1 protein-coding gene and 1 pseudogene are annotated in these 991 nt (G+C 28.6%); both read left to right on the top strand.

The features are described from left to right. Positions 1–331: pseudogene (locus C6B38_RS11215) on the top strand (hypothetical protein); the annotation flags it as partial. Continuing rightward, positions 331–600, top strand: a complete 270-nt coding sequence (locus tag C6B38_RS05380) for an Mbov_0395 family pilin-like conjugal transfer protein (protein ID WP_105298926.1) — start codon at positions 331–333, stop codon at positions 598–600. The pseudogene C6B38_RS11215 and the gene C6B38_RS05380, both read left to right, overlap by 1 nt. Positions 601–991: the final 391 nt, after the last annotated feature.

Raw genomic sequence — 991 nt, 5'->3', positions numbered from 1 at the left:
CCAAGTTTCGTTTGTTTTAAACCAAAGTGATTTTAAACCAAATGACAAAGTAAACATTACTGTTAAATACAATAATGCCACAGCAGACAGTTTTACTTTGCAAATCAAAGACAGCAAGACACCCGACAATAAGAAAAATGGCGATAGTAAATTGTGAATTATTGGTGTTGTTGTTGGTGTGTTGGCCGGTCTTGGTCTTGCATATTTGTTCTTTAAAAGATTTGTCTTTGATAAATATTTTTTACCAAAAATTAACAAACGCCGCCACGATAAATTAGTTGAAAAAGTTAGAAAAGAAGCACAAAATAATAATAAAGTCGATGAAGAATAATGATGACTTTGTTAGCGACAAGCGGGGTCAATGACTTACTTAACAAAATTTTAGGTATTGCTTTGCCAATATTAATCGCCATCGCGGTTGTATCAGCAATTATTATGATTGGTGTTTATGCGATTGGGGGTAAATTCAATGTTGACAGTAGCAACCGCAAGGAAACAATTAAAAAAGTAATGTGAGTTTTAATTTGCTTGTTAATTGTTATTCTTGCAAGTGTAATTGTCTTGGCGTTTAAAGATACTATCGCACCAATCACAAGTTAGGAAGTGTAATTAAAAATTGTTGTGTAGAAAACATAGTTAGAGAACTACTGCACTATTCCCAAAATTTTTGCTAAAAATTTTCTAACTATGTTTTCTACACAACAATATAAATAATTATACTTTTTTTAAAATGTCATAGTAAATATTTATGTTATTTAAAAACCACTCTTCCGAGTGGTAAGTTATTTATTAAAAAATACAAGTTGACCCTACTTGTTTAGATAGTTTAATTCAACATTTAAATAAGTAATAAATTATGTTAAAATTTATTTAGACACTTATTTATAAATTCCTTTTAAATAAAAGGTAACGGTTCAAAGTGTCATAATCATTTATTTTATTTTGTTTAACAGTAACTCCTGTTAAATCTTTAATCATTTTTTAGTGCATT

The organism is Spiroplasma sp. ChiS, assembly GCF_002968355.1.
GTDB lineage: Bacteria > Bacillota_I > Bacilli_A > Mycoplasmatales > Mycoplasmataceae > Spiroplasma > Spiroplasma citri.
The sequence above is the reverse complement of the archived record's forward strand: the minus strand, read 5'-3'. Positions and strand labels throughout refer to the sequence as shown.